General features: G+C 34.8%; 14 protein-coding genes. 6 read left to right on the top strand and 8 right to left on the bottom strand.

Features of this window, described 5'->3' with window-relative positions; translation table 11 throughout:
• The first annotated feature begins 22 nt into the window (after positions 1-22).
• The 3 genes from ABRY23_10425 (at position 23) to ABRY23_10415 (ending at position 5783) form a co-directional block, all read left to right on the top strand.
• Positions 23-3472 (top strand): hypothetical protein, encoded by a 3450-nt coding sequence (locus ABRY23_10425; protein MFA3783466.1) that lies wholly within the window; start codon positions 23-25, stop codon positions 3470-3472.
• A gap of 12 nt (positions 3473-3484) precedes the next feature.
• Positions 3485-4531 (top strand): PorV/PorQ family protein, encoded by a 1047-nt coding sequence (locus ABRY23_10420; GenBank protein ID MFA3783465.1) that lies wholly within the window; start codon positions 3485-3487, stop codon positions 4529-4531.
• An 883-nt stretch (positions 4532-5414) separates the two neighbouring features.
• Positions 5415-5783, top strand: coding sequence for an STAS domain-containing protein (locus ABRY23_10415; protein MFA3783464.1), 369 nt, complete (start codon positions 5415-5417; stop codon positions 5781-5783).
• Here the strand turns inward: ABRY23_10415 and ABRY23_10410 are convergent.
• Positions 5770-7050 carry a peptidase U32 family protein gene (locus tag ABRY23_10410; GenBank protein ID MFA3783463.1) on the bottom strand — a complete coding sequence of 427 codons (1281 nt, stop codon included), beginning with the start codon at positions 7048-7050 and terminating at the stop codon, positions 5770-5772. The two genes, ABRY23_10415 and ABRY23_10410, sit on opposite strands and share 14 nt — an antisense overlap.
• Before the next feature lie 208 nt (positions 7051-7258).
• On the opposite strand from ABRY23_10410, the gene ABRY23_10405 reads away from it, so the two are divergent.
• Together ABRY23_10405 and ABRY23_10400 are read left to right on the top strand one after the other, a co-directional pair.
• On the top strand, positions 7259-7855 hold the full coding sequence (locus tag ABRY23_10405; protein ID MFA3783462.1) for a hypothetical protein: 597 nt from the start codon (positions 7259-7261) through the stop codon (positions 7853-7855).
• 30 nt (positions 7856-7885) lie between these two features.
• Entirely contained in the window at positions 7886-8542 is a 657-nt protein-coding gene (locus ABRY23_10400; GenBank protein ID MFA3783461.1) for a porin family protein, read from the top strand.
• A 276-nt stretch (positions 8543-8818) separates the two neighbouring features.
• Here the strand turns inward: ABRY23_10400 and ABRY23_10395 are convergent, their stop codons facing one another.
• The 4 genes from ABRY23_10395 to ABRY23_10380 form a co-directional block, all read right to left on the bottom strand.
• Positions 8819-10189 (bottom strand): M20/M25/M40 family metallo-hydrolase, encoded by a 1371-nt coding sequence (locus ABRY23_10395; GenBank protein ID MFA3783460.1) that lies wholly within the window; start codon positions 10187-10189, stop codon positions 8819-8821.
• An 86-nt stretch (positions 10190-10275) separates the two neighbouring features.
• Entirely contained in the window at positions 10276-11478 is a 1203-nt protein-coding gene (locus ABRY23_10390; GenBank protein MFA3783459.1) for a hypothetical protein, read from the bottom strand.
• A gap of 17 nt (positions 11479-11495) precedes the next feature.
• Complete coding sequence (locus tag ABRY23_10385) at positions 11496-14405, bottom strand: TonB-dependent receptor domain-containing protein (protein MFA3783458.1); 2910 nt, start codon at positions 14403-14405, stop codon at positions 11496-11498.
• 159 nt (positions 14406-14564) lie between these two features.
• Positions 14565-15386 carry an AraC family transcriptional regulator gene (locus ABRY23_10380; GenBank protein ID MFA3783457.1) on the bottom strand — a complete coding sequence of 274 codons (822 nt, stop codon included), beginning with the start codon at positions 15384-15386 and terminating at the stop codon, positions 14565-14567.
• A gap of 534 nt (positions 15387-15920) precedes the next feature.
• Between ABRY23_10380 and ABRY23_10375 the strand changes: the two genes are divergently transcribed.
• Positions 15921-18578 carry a valine--tRNA ligase gene (locus tag ABRY23_10375; GenBank protein MFA3783456.1) on the top strand — a complete coding sequence of 886 codons (2658 nt, stop codon included), beginning with the start codon at positions 15921-15923 and terminating at the stop codon, positions 18576-18578.
• A gap of 157 nt (positions 18579-18735) precedes the next feature.
• On the opposite strand, the gene ABRY23_10370 is transcribed toward ABRY23_10375, so the two are convergent.
• From ABRY23_10370 to ABRY23_10360, 3 genes are read right to left on the bottom strand one after another with little or no spacing between them, the layout of a single operon-like run.
• Positions 18736-19566: a carbohydrate ABC transporter permease gene (locus ABRY23_10370; GenBank protein ID MFA3783455.1), complete on the bottom strand. Its 831-nt coding sequence runs from the start codon at positions 19564-19566 to the stop codon at positions 18736-18738.
• Positions 19563-20456: a carbohydrate ABC transporter permease gene (locus ABRY23_10365; protein ID MFA3783454.1), complete on the bottom strand. Its 894-nt coding sequence runs from the start codon at positions 20454-20456 to the stop codon at positions 19563-19565. Before ABRY23_10365 ends, ABRY23_10370 begins: the two co-directional genes overlap by 4 nt.
• Positions 20443-21729, bottom strand: a complete 1287-nt coding sequence (locus tag ABRY23_10360; protein ID MFA3783453.1) for an ABC transporter substrate-binding protein — start codon at positions 21727-21729, stop codon at positions 20443-20445. The genes ABRY23_10365 and ABRY23_10360 overlap by 14 nt, the downstream gene beginning before the upstream one ends.
• Positions 21730-21842 lie beyond the last annotated feature (113 nt).

The following is a 21842-nucleotide window of genomic DNA, read 5'->3' as shown; positions in this document are numbered from 1 at the left end:
AAGTTTAAGTGGAGATTAAATCATGAAGAACTTCAATAATGCAAATATACTTCCGCTGCTTTTAATTCTTCTGTTATACAGTACAACGATTACTTATTCTCAGACCAACATTAAGAAAAAAGCAGAAGGTTACGATGCAATTGCAAATTTAATTCAACAGCATATAAGTAAAAGCAAAGGCACACAGAAAGAAGGCGTTAAAATTCTAAAGGGATTGACTTCGAAGGATAAGTATAAGAAAAGGTTTTTAAAAACAACAGGGATGGAAGACCGTAAATCTTACCTAATGAATGGTAATAATATTACAGTAGAAGTCTTTAATTATGGAGGTATTGGTGCAGGGCTTGGGGGTATTAGAGAAATTTCAGACCTTGTCTGGAACAATCTGCCCTATATATTTCAGTTTTGCCCAATTATAGGTGCTTCAGTACCATCAGCCGATAACCCAAACAAAAGAATTCACATAATATCTGATGGTCTTAATGATTATGATGGTCTTCGTGAAGAAAGCCCAACTGGTGAAAAATGGGTATGGCAACCTTTGCCTGGTTTTGCCGACCCCAATCAACCTAATATGGCGTCTAATCCGGCAATTGACCAAGACCATGATGGTAAACCCGACAGCTGGCCAAGAAATTGGTATAATCCGACTTTAGGAGAATATGTTTGGCCTGGCTACTTGGTTCAAGGCGAAAATAATGCCGACTTAGAAACATTTTGGGTAATGGATGACCGTGACAATCGCGAGTTCAAGTATTACCCTTTTGTTAATGATACCACTCGAAGAGGCATTGGTATTCAAATAGAAGGGAGGGCTTTTCAATGGAGTAATTCTTTAGCAGCAAATGCAATCTTTTTCGTCTATTCAATTACAAATGTAAGTGATAAAGACTTAGATACAGTTTTTTTTGGTATTTATGGCGACCCAGATATTGGTGGTGTCGATAATGATGACGACAATGGCTTTTTTATACCGCCTTATTCCACCGATAAAGTTAATGTAGATAACATTCCAGTTTACGCAAGAAGTATGGTTTACTTTTGGGACCCTGATGGTGTAGGAGATCGTGGCTTGCCCCTCGGATATCTGGGCTGCAAGTTCCTTGAAAGTCCAGGCAACAGTGATGACGGCATTGATAACGACGGTGATGGTATGGTAGATGAAAGACAAGATGACGGTATCGACAACGACGGCGACTGGAATCCCGAAACTGATGATGTGGGAATAGATGGGATTCCTAACACGGGTGATGAAGGTGAAGGCGACGGTGTACCAACAAGAGGTAAAAGATTGCCAGACGGTTCAGCTGACCCACTTTATCCCGGTGAACCTAATTTTGAATTTACCGACCTTGATGAATCCGACCAAATTGGGTTGACAAGTTTTAATAGCTGGACTTGGAACGAGGATAAAATTTCTAACGATGAATCAATGTGGAATCGTTCTAAACCTGGAAACTTTAGTGAGATTCAACAGAATACAGATATAGTTTTCATTTTCGGCTCCGGATATATTTCATTAAAAAAAGGTGAAACTAAACGAATCTCTATGGCATTTTTATTTGGAGATGATTTAAATGACCTTTTGGTCAATGCTCAAACAGTTCAAGATATTTACAACAAAAATTATAGATTTTTCAAGCCGCCAAGTCTACCTAAAGTTACTGCTGTACCCGGAGATAAAAAAGTTACCTTATATTGGGATACTTCTTCTGAAGAAAGTGTTGACCCAATAACAGGTAAAGATTTTGAAGGGTATGTTATTTATAGAAGTACAGAACCAGATTTTAGTGACATTAAAACTATTACTGATGGCAGAGGTGCACCATTCCTTTATCAACCACTAAAAGATACAAAAGGGTTTGATGCAAAATGGGATTTGAAAAATGAATGGTTTGGCTACCATCCTGTACCGTACCAAAACAGAGGAATAAATTATTATTTGGGCGATAATACAGGCTTAGTCCATTCGTTTGTTGACAGTAATAATGTAATAAATGGACAAACATATTATTATGCTGTTGTGGCTTACGACCATGGTGATTCACTTGGTATTCCGCCTTCAGAAACAACAAAGAAAATTTCCGTAGACCCGATAACTTCTCAGCTTAGGTTCGATGATAATACTGTTCAAGTTATCCCGGGTCCACGCACAAGTGGATATGTTGCACCTGCAATTAAAAACGAAAATTTTGCCCATCAGGGAATTGGTAATGGAACAGTCCAATTTAAAATTATTAACGACCTTAATGTTATCGATAATCAATACACATTGAAATTTAGTAATACTTTGATAAAAGACGGAAAACAAATCCAGCAAAAAAATTATACTGTTGAGAGTGTTAATGTAATGCGAGAAGAATTTTATTTGTTCGATACAAAGTATACCGCATTGACAAAGAAGAACCTAATAGATGACGAAAATCTTAGTGTAAAAGATGAATCCGGTAAAAGTTATATAAGGGATGTAGATTACATCCTTAATCTTGAAACTGGTAAAATCAAAAGAACAGAGAATTCAGCTATGCCAAACAACAGTAAATACATCATTACTTATCGCTATTACCCGGTTTATCAAAGTACATCACTAAATGGTGAGGACAATAATCCAGTTTTCGATGGCATTAATTTATTAGTAAAAGATTATCCAACATTAGCATTTGACGAGGAGAAGTCGGGGTGGACAGGCTCGGTAAACATAGGTTTTTCTGTTAAACTTTCTTCTGTTGGAGCTGCTAACAGAAAAAAACTTTATCCGGCAGATTACGACATCACTTTCTCAAGTAAAAATGAATACACTGCATTAAAAGTGGTTAGTGGAAAGCTTGTAGAAATTCCAGTTAATTTTAAAGTAGAAGATGTTACCACAGGAATTCCACAACCAGTTAAAGCATTGCTTAATGAAAAAGCCGTGAACGACAACGCATGGACAAGAGGAGATGAAATTGTATTGTTCCAACCAGGTGCACAAGGAACCACTGCAGATACACTTACCTGGGGAATTACAATAGCACAAGCAACAGCAACTGATACGGTTGTGCCTAAAGATGGAGATGTTCTGCATATTATTACAAAAAGACCATTTACTACAAATGATGTATTCACACTTAAAACCACACCAGGTTTTGTAGATAACCAAAAAGCAAAAGATGCACTAAGTAATATTTATGTTGTTCCAAATCCTTATATAGCTGCCAACGATATTGAACCAGCGAACAGATTACCAAGCCAAAGTCGTGGTGAAAGAAGAATTTACTTTGAAAATCTGCCTCCCCAATGCACTATAAGAATATTTACTTTATCGGGTGAATTGGTGGCTCAGTTAGAACACAACGAACCATATTCGAACGGCAGGGAATATTGGAATTTGCTCAATAAAGATGGCTTTGGTGTAGCGTACGGCTTGTACATCGCTCACATTGATGCACCTGGTATCGGTGAAAAATTAATAAAATTTGCTTTGATAAAATGACGAGAGGTGAAAATGAAGTATAACTTTCGTCTAACTTCTGAGGTACTAATGAAAACAAATAATTTAATCTTACTAGTTGTTCTGATTGTCTTCCAATCAATTATGAATGCTCAGACTGTCAAAACAGGTACAACTGCGGCACAAGTGTTAAAAATTGGAGTCGGCGGAAGAGCAACCGCTATGGGTGGCGCTTATACTGCAGTTGCAGACGATATTACTTCTATGTATTGGAATCCGGGTGGATTAGCAAGCTTAAAATCTAACGAAGCCTATTTTAATCATGCACTACTTTATGCCGACATTGGTTTTGACTATGCATCTTTTGCATCCAACATTGAAGGCTTTGGAACATTAGGTGCTTCTGTAACAGTCTTGTCAGTAGATGAAATGCCAGTAAGAACAATTGAAAGACCACAAGGTACTGGTGAATTTTTTGATGTGGGCTCAATGGTTATTGGTCTAAGCTACGCAAGATATTTAACAGATAACTTCTCAATTGGCTTTAACGCAAAATATATCCGTGAATTTATTTATAATATGAGTTCAACTGGCTTTGCTGTAGATGTTGGTACTATCTACAGAATTCCAATATTAAATGAGTTAAGAATTGCAGCAAGTATTTCTAATTTCGGAACAAAAATGAGGCTTGAAGGCAGAGATGCAATTGTTATTACTCGCTCGGGTGCTGGCGGCGATAATCTAATTAATTCTCACTTAGAACTTGATGAATTCGATTTACCTCTTTTATTTAGATTCGGTTTGTCATCCGATATTATAAAACATAATGATAGCAGATTAACACTTGCTGTTGATGCAGTTCATCCCAATGACCATACTGAGTATATTAATTCAGGTGCCGAATTTGCATGGAATGAAAGTGTATTTATTAGAGCTGGCTGGAACGCCCTTTTTGAAAGAGATAGCGAAAAAGGACTTACACTCGGAATAGGCTTTAACTATAGATTAGCAAATTACATTACTTTTATATTCGATTATGCTTATGAAGATTATGGACGCTTAACTGAAGTCCATTTCTTTTCTGCTGGAATTAAGTTTTAACGGATAGTCCAAGAAAGTAGAATGAAACAAACAATCTCGGACTCAGAATGCAAAATGTGAAAGTATTGATTTGTTCAAGATAGAATGAATGTTAACACCATTATTAATCCTAATATTCCACAATGACTTCATAGAGTTGGGTTACTTCAAAAAAGATTTTTTAGGGGATACATCAAAATCATTCAGAGGATATAATTAACTGACTTTATACCCTCTACGAATGCTATTCATACAGAATGAAAAAAATTCGCAGTGTTATTTGAGAATAATCATCGTGTTGAACACGCACCTATAGTTTCTTCTCTATATTTTAATATTTAGTCGTGAGTTTACAAAGTTAATTTTATGGCATTCAAATTGAGTAATAGAAAGTACCCTCCGTCCTTAAGAGCGGCGAAGAAACAAATAAAAAATTGGTTCTTCGCCTTCTTTATTTTAAAATATCATTCTTCTCGATTATGCTAAACAATCCTTTATTTTGGCAGTTCGCTGCTGTCCAAAATAATTTTGAAATCAAATCCCGAAGGGATGAATTACCAAATAAATTTAGAAAACTTCATGATTTTGGACTATTCTACTTGTCTTGTTAATCAAACCCTATCTCGTCCCTACGGGACTTTTAACTTCAGTTTGATGTTTATTTATTCTATAACTATATAATCCCTAAAGGGATTACATTGGTTTATGCATAATCAAAGCTTTATTGTCCCCTCAGGACAAAATATTTATAGGATAAAGAACAAAGAAATAGATTAAGTCCATTTAGGAACGAAATAAAAAATATATTGGATAGATATGTGGCAGTTATTAGTATTTTTGTATAAAATTAAAGGGATAATTTATATATTAGCTTAGTAAAAGATAAGAATAATAACATACTTACATGGATTTCAAAGTTGAAAAATTCGAAGATGTCGCTGTAATTCACGTTTTCCTTATAAGAGCAACTTTAGCAAAGGCTGTAAAATTTAGGGAGTTCGTGAACGAAACCATAGATAACGGCACAGTAAAACTTATCGTTGATCTTAGTATGTGTGAATATGTTGATTCTACTTTTTTAGGCGCAATTGTTTCTTTGTTCAAAAGGGTAAATTCTTTAAATGGGGATTTAAGACTTGTCTACAATAAAGAAGCACCATCTTTAATGTTTGTATTAACTCGTATGGATAAGGTATTTAAAACTTTTCAAAATATAGATGAAGCAATTCAAAGTTATGGTGTTAATCGTCCGCCAAAACTTAATTGGAAGTAGCATTTTCTTTCACATTCACAATTTTATAGACTTTATCGTTTTCTCGTATTAAGTCTTCACACTCAAATGTTATTTTATCTCCTTTCATTGCTTCTTCAACAGAAATGTTGTCCTTTATAAATTTGTTCGGTTTTAATTCAACAACACCTGTTGTTTTTCCAATAATGTACAACGAACTTCCCACTTTAATATTGCCAGTTTCTAAACTTATATAAGCGATTTTACTTTTTTTGTAGTAATTCAAAACTTTTCCAATATATACTTTTCTTGTAGTAGCGGAGCTTCCATATGCAGTTGAAAAATCAGAACCTGTAGGTTCCCCGAAATAAAATCCGTTTGAAAATCCGCGGTTATATACTTTTTCTAATTCTTTGTAAAAATTTTGTTTGGTTTTCTCGTCAAGTTTATTTTCAAAATACAAATCAATTGCTTGTCTGTAAACAGAAACTACTTTAGAAATATATTCTGGACTTCTTTTTCTTCCTTCAATCTTGAAAGCATCAATTTTAGCTTCAATTAATTTATCAATAAAGTTAATAGTGCAGAGGTCTTTTGGCGACATAACATAATCTCGTCCAAGCAATAATGAATAACCGCCGTCTATGTCGCGAATTTCATACTCTCTTCTGCATGGCTGTATACATTCTCCTCTGTTTGCACTCTTATTAAAAATTTCGTGACTCATAAAACATCTGCCGCTTACAGCAACACACATAGCGCCATGAACAAAAGTTTCAATTTCTACATCGACTTTAGATTTTATCTCTCTTATTTTGTCCAAAGTACATTCTCTTGCAAGAACTATTCTTTTTGCGCCCAATTTTTGATAGAATTCTGCTGCTAATGAGTTAGATACTGATGCTTGTGTACTTACGCAAAAAGGAATTTTATGTTCAATACACTTCATAATAACTGAAGTATCCCAGCAAATTATCATATCTACCCCAGCAGCCTTTGCCTCCGAGATTATTTTATCTAATTCTTCAATTTCATTTTCAAAAACGATGCTATTTAGAGCCAAGTGAACTTTAACTTTTTTTTCTTTACATAAAGATACAACAGAGTGCACATCGTCCAATGTAAAGTTTTTTGCATTGGCTCTCATATTAAGCTTATCTAATCCAAAGTAAATTGCATCGGCACCGCTGTTGATTGCAGCGATAAGCATTGTCCAATCACCCGCAGGGGCAATCAGCTCAGGTTTTTTAACTTTACCACTCATATTGTACAAAAATACTAAATATTTATGACCTAACTTTGCACTCATTAATAAAAGAAAAATAATTACAAACGCTACTGTAGCAATCTAAAAAAATCAAAGTAGTTATTTCTTTTGTAAGATAAAATTATTTTATAATAGGAAAAATTTCGTATCCAGAAATAATAATTGATTGACAATTTTAATTCTAAATATTAGGTTACACTATACAAGTTTTTTATTTTAAAAAAATTACATTAACATGAAAGGAGGGCTTATGGAAGAAAAATCTCATCATTTATTCATAAAATTTTCTCTACTTTTAATAATGCTCATTACCTCTCCACATTTAATTACAACTGCACAAAGTTCATTCAATCTGTCATCACCAAACCCGCTTCCTCCTAGTTCAGGGACAAGTTGGTTAATTGGAGGGAGAATTGGTATGTCAATTGGCAGCGGTGGCGGAAGTACTTCAGCTGGTTTTCAAATTGGACCAATGGGTGAAGTCCTCTTCGGTAAGGGTATGGCTGTTGGTACTGAACTGAATATCAACACTCAGAGTGGAACACCAATTGAGTGGGCTGATTATTTTAAGTACTACTTTGATATACCTGGTTCAACAGTAAAACCTTATGTTAACGGTGGACTCAGTCTTTGGTTTGTTTCTGGCGGTCCTTACTTTGGAATTAGAATTGGCGGTGGAGCTAATTTCAAAGTTGCAAACAACCTTTACATACCAGCCGACCTACAATTTGGTCCTGTCTTTTTCAGCGAAAAAACATACGATTGGTGGACAGGTCAATCAACTTCTAAAACTAATACTGTCTTTTATGTTGCTATAACAACGGGTATTCGTTACGAATTACCATAAACAAAAAAAATAAAACTAAGAGGAGCTTATATGAAAAAAGTGTACCTATCAGTTTTAATAGTTTCCATGCTCATTGTTTTCAATAAAATTAACGCACAAACGACTTTCAGTCTTGGAGTCAGAGCAGGAATGAGCATTGCAAATTTATCTTTTGACCCTGACTTACCTTCTGTGTTAGAGAAATCAAGCAGAACAGGGGTAAATTTTGGAGCATTAGCAGAAATTGCATTCGCAGATATTTTTGCTTTACAAATTGAGCCAACATATACACAAGGAGGAAGTAAATTAAGTGCTAATGGTTTGGAATCAACTATAAAGGTTTCTTCTTTAGCAATTCCTGTGCTTTTTAAGGTTAACATACCAGCTGGTGGTGTTGTAACACCTTATGCATTTGCAGGACCGAATTTAGCTTTTATTTTATCTGCAAAAGGTGAATCCGGCGGTGAAGAGACAGACATAAAAGACCAAGTAAGCTCTACTAATTTTGGAATAGATTTGGGAGCTGGCGTTAGTTTCAGCGTTGCACCTCGTACTAAGATAATATTTGACGCGCGTTATTCGCTTGGCTTGTCTGATGTTTTGAACGATACAGGCAAACAAGGCTGGTATCAAGATACAGGTATTAGAGATCAAAAAATTAAGTCAACTGGCATCAACTTGTTAGCTGGGGTAGTATTCGGTCTGTAAAGTTTAACTCAAGTTTTCCACCAGTTGCTGGCAGGTTATGAAAATGGAAATCCACCACTTCGTGGGTGGATTCCCACACTTCGTGAAAGGTGGGTTAAACAAGTTACATAAATGGTAATAATAACTATGATGACATGCCACAAGGCGGTGAATTCTCATGAATTTTTTGGGTTAATATGAGCGTGGATAACTTCAATTAGGGTTGTCTAAAAATTGTTGTTGAACAACAAGGAATAAATAATTTGCCTTTTAGACAACCCTACATTTGTGTTGAAATTATTTAGAAGAGGGGACAGGTATAACCGGGAGACTTTCATGCCCTTGTTCATCAACAGATTGAACAGCAAAAATAAAATTATCTTTTGAGTACGGAATAGTCACCGAATTATCTTTAACAAAAATTTTCTTTTCCCAAATTGGAGCTGATGTTTTTCGGATTAGTACAAAAAATCCATAAGGAATTTTTCCCTTTGGCCTTTCCCATCTTAAAGTTGTAAAATTTGTTAGGTCTTTTACTTCTATAATTACATTTCTTGGAGAATCACATGCTAAAGATAAGTTTGCAATGGTAGCTAAATTTGCACCTGCAATTTTCTTTAAGTATTCAAAATCGAGAAACTCGATTAAATCGCCATACTGTTTATTTCCCACCATGCGTACATTTTGATGTTGATGATCATAATTCTCATTTGCTTCGCAGAATCTTACAGCGGGGAACCCGTTCATGTTAAATGGGGTATGGTCACCCCCACGTAAAAAACGGTCACTTCTGTAAATCAAATTAATGGATAATTGATTAACGTATCTTTCTGCGATTTCTTTAATATATCTTGCTAATTGTCTTGATTTGCTGTCGTTTTCCAAACCTGTCATTTTCCTTATTCTTGCTTCAAAGTCTGTTTCAAAAGAAGGAATTCCTTCGCTGAAAACTCTGACTTCAAGATTATTTTTAAGAAAAGTATCGCTAGAAGGACCGCTGCTACCAACAATATCATTATTAAGCATAGCAATGATATTCCAATTATTGCTTTTTGCTTTCTCTGCTAAATGCTTTGAGCCGAACAACCCTTGCTCTTCCCCTGAAAAAACAGCAAAAACAATTGTTGAAGTGAATTCCATTTTAGACATAACACGAGCAAGTTCCAAAACTAAAGCAACACCTGAAGCGTCGTCATCAGCACCTGGCGCAAAAGATGTGGAGTCTAACACATCTGTTGCCCTTGAATCTAAATGAGCACCTACTACAACAATTCTGTTATCAGTACTATCTGTTCCTTTTAATGTTGCAATTACATTTTTTAATTCTACACGACGAGTAATTCTTCTGTTATCTGGCTCAACAAAAAATGAATCGAAAGAAACTGAAAGTCTGCCGTTAGAATTCATAGCATACTTTTCAAATTGAGATTTAACCCATCTTCTTGCAGCGCCAATACCTTCAATCTCACTTGTTGTATTGCTTAATGTGTGTCGAGTTTTAAATCCAACTAGTTTTTCAATGTCGTATCTTAAAGTATCAGCAGAAATCTCATTAACCATTTTATAAATTGTTTCATCTCGATTAAAAAAATTGTTTTGGCAGAAGGCAGGTGCAGCCGACAGCATAAGGATTATAGGCAGAAATCCTTTCGGAAAAAATATTCTCATTTTGCTCTCCTTCTTCTTTTTAGAAATAAAAAAGAAAGGCTGCAAATAATTTACAGCCTTTCTAATCAATTAAATGGAGAAAAGGACTACAGGTTATGATTACTATTTATCTCATCGATAGTAATCGGGAAATATTGCCAAGTACCGGCACCTAAATGCCATTTATTAAATCTCCTTTCGTCTGGCAAACGGCTGCCTGTGCAGAACAATTCTTTATCGCGTTCAGTATAAATTACATCAAGGTCAACAGCTGCCAATGGTGCTATACTGTGAGAGGCTCTTACTTCATTCACCAAAGCTACCGGATCGCCTGTTGACTGTCCGCGAAGTGCAAGTTCAGCTAACATCAGATTGTTTTCCTGCCATGTCATTTCAATTTCTGGTGAATCGTTAGTAGGGTATTTTACCTGATAATAATAAGTAGTCTTTTTATCGTTACCTAATTTAGTAGCAAGTTTAATTCTATTTGCTTCATTTGGGTCAGCATCAATATAGGCTTTAAATCTAAAGTCGCAAACAAATTGCGTTCTGCCATTGCCCGAGTTACCCCAGTAATCTGAGCTCTGCTGTACATTATGCAGTGCTTGGAATGGAGGGTCGCCATTAACCATTCCTTGTTTAGCATAAGTAGCTGCATTTGCATAATCACCTTTGTAAAGGTAAGCACGAGCAATACATGAATTTACAATTCTAATGTTCTTTGCATCTGTAGTGTATTTTAATGCCTCTTTAAAGCGACTAATTGCCTGGTCATATAATTCGTTAGAAGACAAAAATGGTCCGGCATCAATTGGAGAGCCACCTGTAGTTTGTGCTTTACCGAAGTATGTAGCATACTGATATCTGGCATACGCTCCATAAAAGTAGCCGGTATACAAGGCTTGATTTTTTAAATTGTTATCTGTAATTGTGATTTTATTAACCCTGTCAATTAGGTTATCAGCATAAAAACGATATTGACCAAGTGGAGTGTAAACGTTTCTTACAGAGTTATTATCAGTTAAGATTTGACCACGGTCTATATCTAAGTAAGTCGGAAAAGTAGCATTTGGCACATTTTGATCAAAAATGAAAGCGTCTGATAAACCATCAGCTATATTGTTTAGTTGTGTAGTAGCAAATGCAAAACGTGTTTGAACGCCAGCAATAAGAAATGGAATTTGGCTTTGATTATTCAACCTTGCATCCTCAATTTGGTCAATAAGAGGGTCTATACTTGTCACATAGTCTTTGCATGAGCTTAATATTGCTACTAAAGTAATTATTAAAAATATTTTTATGTTTTTCATTACTATTCTCCTTATAGTTAAAATGATACTCTCATCCACATGTTTAAAACTCTGGGGTTCTGTAGTGTTAGAAAATCCCAGCCTCTTGTTAAGCTCCGACTTCCGTTTGAATTGAGCTCTACGTCGGAACCGGTATAAGGAGTAATTGTAAATAAGTTTCTTGCGGAGAAACCTAAAACTATATCTTTAACTCCATACTGGCCTAAAAAATCTACTAATAAATCTCTGAAGCTGTAGCTTATACTGAGCTCTCTTAATTTGAAGAATTGTGCATCTTCTACATAATTGGAGGGATAATTTCCATCCAACTTTGCATAAGCATTAGCAGCAGCTATGTATTCTGGTGTACCTGGGTTAAAAGGTGTAATATTAGGATCTTTTTGTGAACCAGTAGCTAAGCCCAGTTGGTTTTTAAGTTTTTGATATTCTGGATTATTACCGAATCTAGTAGCAAAACGCTCAGTATCATTTATCATTTTTCTCTTTAATGCCCAATCTGCCAGTACGTACAAATTAAAGTTTTTGAAGAAGCGGAAGTTTAGTGTAAACGAACCGGTATGATTTGGAATTGGGTTGCCAAAATCGAATCTGTCAGTAGTTACATCTGGACCAGCATATTTACCGTTAGCATCAAATTTTGCGCCATTTACTTTTATTAAGTAAAACTCATGTTTAGGTAAACCTTCTTTAATTACATTTTGGTTAAAGCCATCGAAAATAGGTTGGGCTCCTCCTATGCTAGTTACTTCGTTTGTTTGATAGTTCCAAATAAAACTCAAGTCCAAAGAGTAATCGGCACTTCTTAACAAGTTTGCTTGCAATAAAGATTCAAAACCCCAGGCTTTAATTGAGCCGACATTAATTGGGACAGAGGAAGCGGTCAGACCTGTAGTCGGTGCATTATTAAATCCAACAATAGAATTATTAGCATTTTGACGATAATAAGTAAATTCTAAAGAAAACATATTTAAGAACTCAGCATCAAATCCAACTTCAAATTCTTTTATTCTTTCCGGTTTAATTGCTGGGTTACCGATGTTAACAATAGTAGCACCGCCGCCGTAGCCGCCAGTAGTTGCACCCCATAATAATGGAATTGGGTCTGTAGGTTGAGGTAGTTGACCAGTTTCACCGTATGCCGCTCTAAGTTTAAATAAGCTGAAGAAATCGTTTGGTACGAGACCGAGTCTATCTAATCTTACAGCAGCACTGGCATGCGGGTAAATTACTGAAGGAGCTTCAGCGCCGATTGAACTTGCAAAATCTTCTCTAACTCCTATTGTAAAGAAGTATCTGTCCTGAAAACTAAATGAGTTATCTGTAAATATACCTGCATCGCGAGTATTTATAAAACCTTCGCCGTAAAGATTTACAGTTGAACCAGCACCAACGTTTGTAATTAACTCAGTAGCAAAAGTTTGACTTCCAAGAAATGCACTTCTAAATGATCTGTTGAATAATTGGACACCAACAATAGATGTTGCTTTTAATTCATCGGTAATATTGTAATTGTATTTAGCATTTAGGTCGTAAGTAAACTGTTTATTTTCGTTGTTGTAAACATCTCTTTCGCCGCGTGTACGACCAGAGTAAATTAAATTTGCTGGAAAAGTTCTATCCTCTCTTGAAGTTGAATTATCAACGCCAACACTAGCATTAAGCTCAAGATTTTCAATTGGAGTGTAAGTTGCTTGGAAGTTACCTATAAATTGATCTTCTCTATTTATGTCCGTTAAGCCTCTTACAGCCAAGCTGTCTGTAAATTGCCAAGAAGTAGGAAACAGGAGCGTGTTGCCTAAAAAGCCTAAAATATTATTATCGTTTTGAGGACGATTTATATCATTATAATTAAATGTGCTGTTAAGTCTTAAAGTCAACTTATCGCTTGGGAATGCCGAGATGTTTGCCTTTAATGATTTTCTGTTTAAGTCGGTATTGGGTAAGATACCTCCTTCGTACCTGCTAGTGAAAGACCCATAATATCTAATTTGATTGCCGCCGCCTGAAATATCAACTGAATGTTCGCGGATATATCCTTTAATAAATATAGAATTTGCATCATTAGCGGAGAAAAAATTATCAGTACTATACTTTTTCGATTGTTCATTAAATCCATAATTGTATCTGTAATTAATTGAAAGTCCTCTTCCGCCAGGCATAGCTGAGCCACTTTTGGTTGTAATTAATACTACTCCGTTAGAACCATTAACACCGTAAGTAGATGCTGCTGCAGGACCCTTTAGTACTTCGATATTAGCGATGTCATCTGGATTTAAAGAAGATAGCGAGCTGATTCCTTGTCCACCAACTCCAAATGCACCTAATTCTGCATCGAAAAGTCTAACGCCGTCCAAATAAATAACAGGCTGTTCATTTCCATTAATACCACCACCTGCTCTAACATAAAATCTGAATCCAGCTCCAGCATTCCCCGAAGTTGGAGTTAATTGAATGCCGCTAACTTTTCCAGCAATAAGCTGTGAGAAAGATTGATAAGAATTAGTAGCAGAATAGTCAACAGCGTTCATTCTGGAAACGGACACTTCAGCTACACCTTTAGAACGCTTGTTCGCTATACCAGTTACAACTACCTGTTCACTCTGAAAAACATCAGTCTGTAACGTAAAATTCTGTTCTATTGTTTTACCGCTTAATGTCACATTAACAGTAACTGATTTATAGCCAACGAAGCTTGCTGTAAGAGCAACGGTTTGGCCGTGCGACATACTTGCTGGCACATCAATAGTATAATTGCCATTGATGTCTGTAGCCGTACCAATATTTAGTGCTTTAATTACAACATTAGCACCAGGTAATGGGCTACCATCTGAATCCGTTACCTTTCCTTTAATTGTTGTTGCGCCCTGCCCCATTATCATAATGGGGATAAACAATAGAAAAAGAAAAAATGTAAGGATTTTTTTCATTTGCTCCCCTCTTGGTTTGTTTATAATTGATTATTTAATTAAAGTGGAATTGAGTCTTTATAGTTAATTACATATAAGATAATCTGTCTTTAAACATAAACTGAACTTAATATCGAAGAAAAACATTGTATTGTAAAAAATTAATGCTATTGTAAAAAATTAATTTCTATTATAATTTTTTTGAATGCTTATGTATTGGGAAGGAGTAATGCCAAGATATTTTTTGAAGAACTTGATGAAATGCGATTGATCGGAAAAATTATATTTAAAGATAATATCTAATAAAGAATTATTAGTGGTTGATAAATCTTTACATATGAGCTCAATTTTTTTCTGTCTTAAATACTCCGCTGGGGTCATATTGTAATGCTTTCGGAAAGTATTAATAAAATGTACAGGGTGAACACCTACCATTTCGGCTAAATTACCTATAGACAATTTATCTTCAGGATTTGCGTCCATATAGTTGATAATAGTTTTTAACCAAAGTGGTGGGTTATGTTTTTCATCGGCTAAATTATTTGGTCTTGTTAAGTCAGCAAACAGTTCAATTATTAAGCCCTCTATTATCTTTTCAGAATATGTGTCGTTAATTTTTAGTTCGTTTTTAAGACGAGCAAGAGTTGAGGTATTTGATTGTTTTGAAGAGCTTAAAACCTTAGTATAATCCAATCCAGTGGATTGAAGCTTCTCAAGCCAGTCTTGACTTAATTGTATATTTAAACATCTTGCCCCCTCTTTGTGAAACTTATTTGAATGCATTTCACCAGCCGGCTTATAAATTAAAGAGGAATAAGAAAGCCTTATCTCCTTGTTTTCAATTTGTTCTGTTAATTCCCCTTCAACTATTACTGATAATATAGGGAAGGTATGAATATGCGGCTCTAAAACTGCATTTGGAGAATATACTGTTTCACTTATAGCGAAGCTTTGAAACTTCCAATAATTTTCTATTTTACCATTAAAACCGTCTGTGCACATTTTAATTAAAGTATAATTGTTTCTGTAAACTTCCCTTTCTTTTGTGATTTTAAAATATACTTAAGTAAAAGAACTTCATTATATATTTGGTAAATAATATAATGAAACGTTTTAAAAGTGTAAATCATTTTATTATTGGATAATGGGATTGCATTAGGTGAGAATGTTCAGCAGTTAACAACCAAGTTTCAAGTTAACCCTGATAAGCTTTGTATTTTTGTTAATATTCTTTAATCCGGTCGGATAGCAAACCGATTTATAGTAAGTCGGAACGCCGTTCCGACTTACGTGCTTATTAATTCTCAGATGGGCTCATTTGGGTTTAATGTAATTGTTCACCGCTGTAATATTAGCAGTAATCATTTTACTGAAGATTAATACGTAAAACCCTGCTATTGTTTTATTAATTTTCTTTATTATCTTCTACTTAATTCATACAATAATTACAATAGAAAAAGCTATAGTTAACAATTAAGCCGCTCTCTTTTTTTGTATATTTACACACAATTTTCAAATGAATTTGTGGAATTAACTATGGCATTAAAAAACTTTGCTGATATTCCTAAGATTTACAATCCAAAAGATATTGAAGATAAGTGGTACAGCTACTGGTACAGGCATAATCTTTATCATTCTGAAATTGATAAAAGTAAAAAACCGTACACAATTGTAATCCCGCCTCCAAATATCACCGGCATACTTCACATGGGTCATATTCTCAACAATACTATTCAGGATATATACATTCGCTACAAAAGAATGTGTGGTTATAATGCCTGTTGGGTACCTGGGACGGACCATGCTTCAATTGCAACTGAATCCAAAGTAGTTCATTATTTAAAAGAAAAAGGAATCAACAAAAGAGATTTAACAAGAGAAGAATTTTTAAAATATTGCTGGGAATGGAAAGAAAAATATGGCGGGATAATAATTCAACAATTAAAAAAGCTTGGCGTAAGCTGCGATTGGAACAGAGAACGGTTTACTATGGACGACCATTATTATAAACGAGTGATTGAAACATTTGTGGATCTTTACCATAAAGGATATATCTATCGCGGCTATAGAATGGTGAATTGGGACCCTGCTACAAGGTCGGCTATATCTGACGAAGAAGTTTTTTATAAAGAAGTAAAAGGGAAGTTGTGGTATTTTAAGTATCCAGTAAAAGGCTCCAATGAATTTGTAGTTGTTGCTACCACTAGACCAGAAACAATGCTTGGTGATACAGGTGTTGCAGTTAATCCAGAAGATGAACGTTATAAAAAATTAATAGGCAAAAAAATTATTTTACCCATTGTAAAAAGAGAAATACCGCTCTTTGCTGATGAGTATGTAGATAAGAATTTTGGTACCGGCGCAGTAAAAGTAACCCCCGCACATGATGTTAACGATTATGAGATGGGTATGCGTCATAATCTTGAAATTGTAAACATTTTTAACGAAGACGCAACAACAAATGAGAATGTCCCATCAGAATTTCAAAATATGGACCGTTATGAAGTGCGTAAAAAAGTTGTTGACAAATTGCAGCAACTTGGTCTTTTAGAAAAAATTGAAGATTACACGACTAAAATTGGTTACTCTCAACGAGGTAATGTTCCTATCGAACCATATTTATCTGAACAGTGGTTTATGAAAATGGACGAATTAGCAAGACCAGCCCTGAATGTTGTACTTGAAGGAAAGATAAAATTTTATCCAGAGCATTGGGTAAAAACTTACGAACATTGGATGTCGAACATTAAAGATTGGTGTATTTCGCGGCAATTGTGGTGGGGGCACCGAATACCAGTTTGGTACTGCCAGAACGATGAATCTGAAAATATTAACTGTAAAAAACCAATCGTTTCAGTTGAAGAGCCAAGAGTGTGCCCATACTGCAACTCTGCTAAATTACGACAAGATGAAGATGTTCTTGATACCTGGGCCTCAAGTTGGTTATGGGCTTTTGATGTGTTCAAAAGTAAAGAAGAACAAGATTATTACTATCCAACCGATTTGCTTGTTACTGCCCCAGATATAATTTTTTTCTGGGTTGCAAGAATGATAATAGCCGGAATGCACTACAAAAAAGAAATTCCTTTTAAGGATGTTTACTTTACCAGTACCGTTAGAGATGAACAAGGACGAAGAATGAGCAAGTCACTTGGCAATTCTCCAGACCCATTAGATTTGATTTCTGAATACGGTGCTGATGCTCTTCGATTTACAATGATTTACATAGCACCGCTTGGACAAGATGTACTTTTCAGCAGTGATAAACTTGAGCTTGGGAGAAATTTTGCAAATAAAATTTGGAACGCAGGAAGATTTCTTTTAATGAATGCACAAAATATTCCTGTTAATAAAGAACTAATTAATAAACATTTGGATTTTACTGATAAATGGATACAATCTCGTTTCAAGAAAACTATTGATTTGTTTACTAAAGCTATCGATAGTTATGAAATTAACAACGCAATTAAAATTATTTATTCTTACGTGTGGAATGATTTCTGTGATTGGTACGTTGAACTTTCAAAACAAAGACTTTACAACGGCACCGATGAAGAAAAATCTGCTGTACTCAGCCGCGCAATTTCACTATTTGAAGAAATGCTAAAACTTGTTCACCCTTTTATGCCTTTTATAACCGAGGAAATTTGGCAATTACTCGACGAAAGAAAAGATGGCGAAAGTATTTCAGTTGCTCAGTTTCCATTAAATTACGATGCCCATATTGATGAAACAGCTGAAGAAGAAATGCAGTTTGTTCAGGATGTTGTTACGGCAATTAGAAATATCCGCGGGGAAATGAACATACCACCATCTAAGTCAATAAAAGTTTTTTTAAAAACGGATAAATTAAACGAAGATCAAAGTAAGTACATAAAATCTCTTGTAAAAATTGACGGATTAGAAACCAATTCGCAGATGAAAAAACCTAAGACCAGCGCATCAGCGGTTATAAAAAATTGTGAAGTATATATCCCCTTAGAAGGAATAATTGATATTAATATTGAACGTGCAAGAATTGAAAAAGAGATTAAAAGATTAAGCAGTTCTTTAGAAAGCGTACAAAAAAAATTAAGCAACCAAAACTTTGTCTCTAAAGCTCCACAAGAAATTATAGAGCGTGAAAAAATAAAAATGAATAATTGGCAGACATCAATTGATAAACTTAAAGCCATATTAAATGACTTAAATTAAACTTGCAAAGGCTTTTTTCTGCTAAAATTCTTTTGCAAACAAACTTTTTAACTCAGACTGTGCATTAGAAAATTATATTAACCCAAAAAACTCATGAGAGTTCAACCCAAACTTTTCTAATCTGTCTGCGCAGGCTGGTGAAAAATTTGGGGTTAACTTATTCTTTAACGGTGCCTTCTGTTAATCCACGAACAATATATTTCTGGAAAAAGGCTATCAAAATTATCATGGGAATAATTGATATAACCGACGCAGCCATGATGTAACCCCAAGGAACCTGTCCATAAAAACCTTCGAACATTGCAATTCCAACTGGAATGGTTCTAGCTTTATAATCAATTGTAAACATAAGTGCAAGAAGGAATTCATTAAATGAATAAATAAAAATCAAAATAAAAGTCGAGAGTAATCCTGGAAGGGAAACGGGAAGAATGATTTTGCGAAGTATTTGGAACCGCGTTGCACCATCAATTAAAGCGGCGTTGTCAAGCTCTATGGGTAATTGTGAAAAGTAGCTCAGCATAATCCAAAATGCAAGAGGAAGACCAAGTGTAAGATAAGGAAAAATTAATGAATAGTACGTGTTTATCCATCCAAGAAAGGTGAGCAGTTTAAATAAATAACCGACAATACTAATTTGCGGAAACATTGATACGCTTAACAGCAGTAGTGGAATAAAAATTCTTCCTGGGAAGTTTAGCCTAGTAATTGCGTAAGCCGATAAGCTTGCAAAAAACATTGCAAGAAATGCTGAGAGTAGAGATACCACAACACTGTTTTTTAAATAATCAAAAAGATGAAAAGATTTGTTAAAAATAATTTGTGCATAATTGTTAATTGTAGGAATAAATTGTATCCGTGCTGATAAAAAGTCCGGCCTGGTGCTGAAAGAAATAATCAGCATCCATATAAATGGTGAAAGACAAAATATCAGTAAAAATATTGCCCCAGAAAATTTTAGTAGTTTAATCCAAGCACTCTCTTTCATTTTATTACCTCTCTAAATTGACCGAAGTGCATATAAAGTACTGCAAGTACAGCAGCAAGAATAAAAACAATCACCGAAACCGCCGAACCATAACCAAAGTCACCCGAAGCAAAGTAATTATATGCATATAACGAGATTGATGTAGTGCTGCCTCCTGGTCCACCACCAGTTAAAACATAAATAAGATCGAAAATTCTAATAGCGTCTATTGTTCTAAACAAAAGTGCAACAACAATAACAGGTTTTATAAGCGGCAGTGTTATCTTAAAAAATCGCTGAAGAAAATTTGTGCCGTCTATTTCAGCTTGTTCATATAATTCCTTAGGAATTGTTGATAGACCTGCTAACAAAATTATCGTTATAAATGGAGTTGTTTTCCAAACATCACTTAAAACAATAGAAATAAATGCACCAGCTGAAGAGCCCAGCCAATTTACATTATCGTTTGATATGCCAAGCTTTAGAACAAAATAATTAAGCAGACCATAATCAAAGTGATAAATTAACTGCCAAACTCTTGCCGAAATTGCTACAGGTACTGCCCAGGGAATAAGAACTACAACTCTTAAAAATCCTTTGCCGGGAATTGTTTCATTTAAGAGAAGTGCAAAAACTAATCCTAAAAGTAGTTCAAACGATACAGAAAAAAACACAAACAAAAGAGTAAACTGAACCGACTGCCAAAAATGTGGGTCACTTAAAGCTCTTTTATAATTTGCAAAGAGCAAAAACTTTCCGGGAAGATAAGTTACATCTCGAAAAAGACTTGTAATTATTGTGCCCACAACAGGCAGAAAGATAAATATTATAGTAGTAATAACCAGTGGGAGATTAAACAAGTAAGCGGTTTGGGTCTCGCTATTAATAAAAATATTTTTAATGACTTTCATAATTAGCCGTAACTTTATCAATCTCTGTTTGCATATTTGAAATAGCCTCTTCGGGAGTAATTTTATTGGCCAGGCAGTTGTTTATGTATCTCTGCATTATTTCTGAAACCTGTGTGTAATATGGAATTACAGGTCTCGGTACCGAATGATTGAAAGCTTCGTATAATATTTTTAGACGTGGGATTTGATTTAATAGAACAGAATCGCTATAGATATCTTTTCGACTTGGATTCCACCCTATATCGAGTAGCAGTTTTTTTTGTATTTCGTAAGAAGTAATGAACTTAATAAAATCCCACGCTTCATATTTTACATCAGAATATTTTGACAATCCGACATGCCAGCCCCCTAAGGCTGAAGCTGAACTAGATCCTTCTTCATGCGGTAGTTCTGCAATTCCAACCTTTCCTTTTACTGATGAACCGCTGCTTTGATGCTGATTCCATGCATATGTCCAATTTCTTTCAAAAAGTGCATTGCCATTTTGAAACGAACGTCTAACCTCTTCTTCTCTCATTTCGGTATAAGTATTTAATGGTGAAATTTTGTATTTGTAGATAAGATTATGCATAAATGTAAGCGCACTTGTGTTTGCGTAAGTGATTAATTGAATTTTATTTTCATTTGTAATTGAACCCCCAAAAGAATAGATAAATTCCATAAAGTTGCATATCAGCCCCTCGTATTGGGCACCCTGCCAGACAAAGCCATAAAAATCTTTATTTATTTCTCGTTCTTTTCGTTGAACTAATTTTGCTAAGTTAATCAGTTGCTTCCAAGTTTGTGGGGGGTTAGCAAAACCATATTTTTTCAACAAATCCTTTCTATAATATAAAAGCCCAACATCCAAAAATATAGGCAGTGCATAAATATTTCTTTCAAGCTTATCAACAGAATTAATTACCCTTTCGAAAAACTTATCGATTGAATAATTATCACGTTCAATATATTTATTTAGCGGTTCTAACCAATTCGATTTAGCAAATTGATTAATCCACACAACGTCCATCAAAAATAAATCGGGATTGGGCTGTTTTGCTTCAAGTGAAACGATTAAGCTTTGTCTACGCTGGTCGGTATATGTAGGTTGTCTGATTAGTACTGCATTATTGCCTGAAATCTGGTTATACCTACCTACAATTTTTTGCCAAAAGTCAATTTCCTGAGGTGCACCTCCAATCCAAATTGTGAATTCCTTATTGCTTTTATTTTGGCAAGCAGTTATTAGTAACAATGTAATAAGTATTGGCAATATATAGCTTTTTCTTGGCATTTAAACGCTAAAACTTCCATGTACTCTGAACGTTCAATTTTTCACAAAGTTAAAAAACTTTGCCAACAATAACACATTGCTTGTCTTTTAAACATTAAAAAAGTTATATTAAC

Source organism: Melioribacteraceae bacterium 4301-Me, from assembly GCA_041538185.1.
Classification (GTDB): domain Bacteria; phylum Bacteroidota; class Ignavibacteria; order Ignavibacteriales; family Melioribacteraceae; genus Pyranulibacter; species Pyranulibacter aquaticus.
Note: the sequence above shows the minus strand (reverse complement) of the source record. Positions and strands in the feature narration are given on the sequence as shown.

Coding starts and splice junctions, on each gene's coding strand:
- ABRY23_10410 (MFA3783463.1), bottom strand. CDS start 7,050: ATGAGTGCAAAGTTAGGTCATAAATATTTAGTATTTTTGTACAATATG.
- ABRY23_10385 (MFA3783458.1), bottom strand. CDS start 14,405: ATGAAAAAAATCCTTACATTTTTTCTTTTTCTATTGTTTATCCCCATT.
- ABRY23_10360 (MFA3783453.1), bottom strand. CDS start 21,729: ATGCCAAGAAAAAGCTATATATTGCCAATACTTATTACATTGTTACTA.
- ABRY23_10390 (MFA3783459.1), bottom strand. CDS start 11,478: ATGAAAAACATAAAAATATTTTTAATAATTACTTTAGTAGCAATATTA.
- ABRY23_10375 (MFA3783456.1), top strand. CDS start 15,921: ATGGCATTAAAAAACTTTGCTGATATTCCTAAGATTTACAATCCAAAA.
- ABRY23_10405 (MFA3783462.1), top strand. CDS start 7,259: ATGGAAGAAAAATCTCATCATTTATTCATAAAATTTTCTCTACTTTTA.
- ABRY23_10400 (MFA3783461.1), top strand. CDS start 7,886: ATGAAAAAAGTGTACCTATCAGTTTTAATAGTTTCCATGCTCATTGTT.
- ABRY23_10425 (MFA3783466.1), top strand. CDS start 23: ATGAAGAACTTCAATAATGCAAATATACTTCCGCTGCTTTTAATTCTT.
- ABRY23_10365 (MFA3783454.1), bottom strand. CDS start 20,456: ATGAAAGTCATTAAAAATATTTTTATTAATAGCGAGACCCAAACCGCT.
- ABRY23_10370 (MFA3783455.1), bottom strand. CDS start 19,566: ATGAAAGAGAGTGCTTGGATTAAACTACTAAAATTTTCTGGGGCAATA.
- ABRY23_10395 (MFA3783460.1), bottom strand. CDS start 10,189: ATGAGAATATTTTTTCCGAAAGGATTTCTGCCTATAATCCTTATGCTG.
- ABRY23_10415 (MFA3783464.1), top strand. CDS start 5,415: ATGGATTTCAAAGTTGAAAAATTCGAAGATGTCGCTGTAATTCACGTT.
- ABRY23_10420 (MFA3783465.1), top strand. CDS start 3,485: ATGAAGTATAACTTTCGTCTAACTTCTGAGGTACTAATGAAAACAAAT.
- ABRY23_10380 (MFA3783457.1), bottom strand. CDS start 15,386: ATGTGCACAGACGGTTTTAATGGTAAAATAGAAAATTATTGGAAGTTT.